Here is a 3,323-nt window from a genome sequence, read left to right on the forward strand (position 1 = left end):
AAGGCATCATGTCCGCTGAGACCCAGACCCGCTCCCCGTTCATCCTCGCCCGCGCAGAGGTGCGCGCCGTCGAGAGGGTGTCGCCGAACTTCGTGCGCATCACGTTCGGCGGTGACGACTTCGACCGCTTCGGCACCCCCGGCGACGTCTACGACGTGCGCATCAAGATCGTCTTTCCGCCGGCATCCGGTGCGCTCCCCGCGATCGATCGCGACACGGATGACTGGTGGGGCGCCTACCAGGCCTTCGGCGAGGAGGAGCGCGGGTCGATGCGCACCTACTCGGTGCGCGAGCTGCGCGTGAACCCCGAGGGCACCGAGGTCGTCGTCGACTTCGTGCTGCACCTGGAACCCGGACTCACGGGCCCCGCCTCGCTGTGGGCGAGCGCCGCGCAGGCCGGCGACGAGGTGCTGATCGTCGGTCCGCGCCGCGGGCGCGAGAGCCGCGGCGGCATCGAGTACGCGCCGGGCGAGGCGTCGAAGATCGTGCTCGTCGGCGATGAGACCGCGGCTCCTGCGATCGCGCGCATCCTCGAGGATGCTCCGCGCGACACCCGCGGCATCGCGTTCATCGAGGTGCCCGTGGCGGAGGACGAGTTGCCGATCGACGCGCCCTCGGGCGTCGAGGTGCACTGGCTGCCGCGCGGCGGCGCCGCGCACGGACAGCGGCTGCTCCCCACCGTGCTCGACTTCCTCGGCGACACGGGGCACCAGGAGATCGTGGTGCAGGATGCCGAAGGGGAGGACCTCGTCTGGGAGACGCCGATCTACTCCGGCAGCGGCGAGGATCTCGCCGACGATGCCGGCACGCACGGCGACCGCTACTTCTGGATCGCGGGGGAGAGCGGCGTCGTCACGACGCTGCGCCGCCACCTCGTCAAGGACCTCGGCATCGACCGCGCACAGGTGGCGTTCATGGGCTATTGGCGCCGAGGCGTCGCGATGCGCGGCTGAGTCTTCGGCGTCATCGGTGTCGGTGGCTCGTGGTTCCATAGAGGAATGGATGATGACGACCGGATGCTGCGGGAGAGCCGTGCCATCTGGGCGACGCTCATCTGCTTTTTGATCAGCGCATCGGCCGGGGCCTTCGTCCTCTGGGGAGGAGCGCCGCGCCCGATCGTCGGCGAACGATCCATCGGCCTGCCCGCTGCGATCGTGGGCGGCCTCGTGGCCGCCGGAGCGTTCCTCATCAGCAGCTTCCTGCACCGGCGCGGCGAGACCGCGGCGATGCCGCGCTGGCAGGTGCTCGTCTCGGCTTTCTCGTCGCTCGCGCTGACGATCGCCTTCGCCGGTGTGACCGCCTTCGGCGTCCTCGTCGCCGGTGAAGTGCTCGGCGTCGGTCTTCACGGATTGCAACTGCCGCCCCTCGGAGGCGGGATCGTGATCGGCATCGCCGGCGCCATCGGCGGACGCCTCGCCTTCGAAGCCGGCACCGGACTCTCCACGGGCGATCTCGCGAACCTGCTGTTCAGCTACCTCGTGCTCGGCACACTGTTCGCGATGCTCACGGCAGCCGACCCCGCCTGGTGGCACCTGAACTTCTCGCAGCTGGGCATCGGAGACGACGCCTGGGTGTTCAACGGAACGCTCATCGTCGGCGGACTCCTCATCGCCACCGTCGGGTTCTACATCGGCCGCGACCTGCACCGACTCCGCGGCGACGGCTGGTTCGGGCGGATCGTCGCCGTCGTCCTCCTGTGGGCTGCCACCGGCGTCGCGCTCGCCGAGGTCGGGCTCTTCCCGCTCGAGCGCAATCTGCTGATCCACAACATCGCGGCCGTGTCGACGCTGGTGCTCTTCATCGCGGCGGGAACCGTGACGACGTTCATGATGCCGGGCCCGCCGAAGCCGCTGGTGGTGACGTCTGCCGGAACCGTCGTGCTGCTCGTGGTCGCCTTCGTGCTCACCGACCGGTTCCACATCTTCTCGCTCACGGTGCTCGAAGCCATCGTCATCGGGATGGGGCTGCTCTGGCTCACCACGCTCGTGCGCATCCTCGCCGTGCTCGCACCGGTCGACGCGCGACCGGCCGAGCGCGGGTTGCTGCACGCCTGATCGCGGCATCCCGGAATTCCGGTCGGCGCGCCCCGTGAGGTGTGGATAACTCTGGCATGGGGTCGGCATCTCTGTCAGGCTCGGGGCTACACCGCACCATAAGTACGGAGGGACGACGATGTCCGACCAGATATTCATCTTCATCGCGCTGGCGCTGTATTTCGCCGCCATGCTCGTGATCGGCTACGTGGCGTTCCGGCGCACGAAGAACCACGAGGACTATATGCTCGGCGGGCGCGATCTGCCGCCGGGCGTGGCCGCGCTCAGCGCCGGTGCGAGCGACATGTCGGGCTGGCTGGTCATGGGCCTGCCCGGTGCCATCTACCTCTCCGGACTCATCGAGGCGTGGATCGCGATCGGCCTGACGATCGGCGCATATCTGAACTGGTGGCTCGTCGCTCCGCGACTGCGGGCCTACACAGAGGTCTCCCGAAACTCCATCACGGTGCCGAGCTTCTTCGAGAACCGGCTGCGCGACTCGTCGCGACTGCTGCGCATCCTCGCCGGCATCGTCATCCTCGTCTTCTTCACGCTCTACATCTCCAGCGGCATGGTCGCCGGAGGCGTCTTCTTCGAGAGCTCCTTCAACTCGGACTACCTGCTCGGCATGGCGCTCGTCGCCGGGGTCACCCTGATCTACACGCTTTTCGGCGGCTTCCTCGGAGCCTCGTTCACGGACGTCGTGCAGGGCCTCATGATGGTCATCGCCCTCATCGTCGTCCCCGTCGCGGCGGTCATCGCGGTCGGCGGATTCGACGAGGTCGGCACCTACATCGACGACCTCGCCCCGAACCACCTGTCGCTCATCGGCGGCACGGCGATCACCGGCGGCACGGTCCTCGCGATCGTCTCGGCGCTCGCCTGGGGGCTCGGCTACTTCGGCCAGCCGCACATCATCGTGCGCTTCATGGCGCTGCGCAGCCCGCGTGAGGCCAAGAGCGCTCGCCGCATCGGCATGTCGTGGATGATCCTCTCGCTCGCCGGCGCCGTCTTCTCGGGCATCGTCGGCATCGCCTACATGGCGCAGAGGGGCATCGACCTGGGCAACCCCGAGACCGTGGTGCTGGTCATGTCGCAGACGCTGCTGCACCCGTTCATCGCCGGTCTTGTGCTCGCCGCGGTTCTCGCGGCCATCATGAGCACCGTGTCGAGCCAGCTGATCGTCTGCTCCTCGGCGCTCGTCGAAGACCTCTACAAGGTCATGAAGAAGACTCCGCCCGAGGGCAAGCGCATGGTGATGCTCGGCCGTGTCGCGGTGCTCATCATCGC

The 3,323-nt window shown here is 68.2% G+C and carries 3 protein-coding genes; all 3 read left to right on the top strand.

What is annotated here, in order from left to right; translation table 11 throughout:
• The coding region (locus tag Q0Z66_RS12300) for a siderophore-interacting protein (RefSeq protein ID WP_366939002.1) at nt 1–953 on the top strand (953 nt) is incomplete at its 5' end.
• A gap of 45 nt (nt 954–998) precedes the next feature.
• Nucleotides 999–2,054 carry a DUF998 domain-containing protein gene (locus Q0Z66_RS12305; protein ID WP_298041580.1) on the top strand — a complete coding sequence of 352 codons (1,056 nt, stop codon included), beginning with the start codon at nt 999–1,001 and terminating at the stop codon, nt 2,052–2,054.
• 118 nt (nt 2,055–2,172) lie between these two features.
• On the top strand, nt 2,173–3,323 hold a 1,151-nt coding region (putP, locus tag Q0Z66_RS12310; protein WP_298041582.1), incomplete at its 3' end, for a sodium/proline symporter PutP.

The sequence above is a fragment of the uncultured Microbacterium sp. genome, from assembly GCF_947632095.1.
In the GTDB taxonomy this organism is placed as follows: Bacteria; Actinomycetota; Actinomycetes; order Actinomycetales; family Microbacteriaceae; genus Microbacterium.

What these genes read in the sequence shown, in the direction of transcription:
- Q0Z66_RS12305 (WP_298041580.1), top strand. Translation starts at nt 999, where the DNA reads ATGGATGATGACGACCGGATGCTGCGGGAGAGCCGTGCCATCTGGGCG.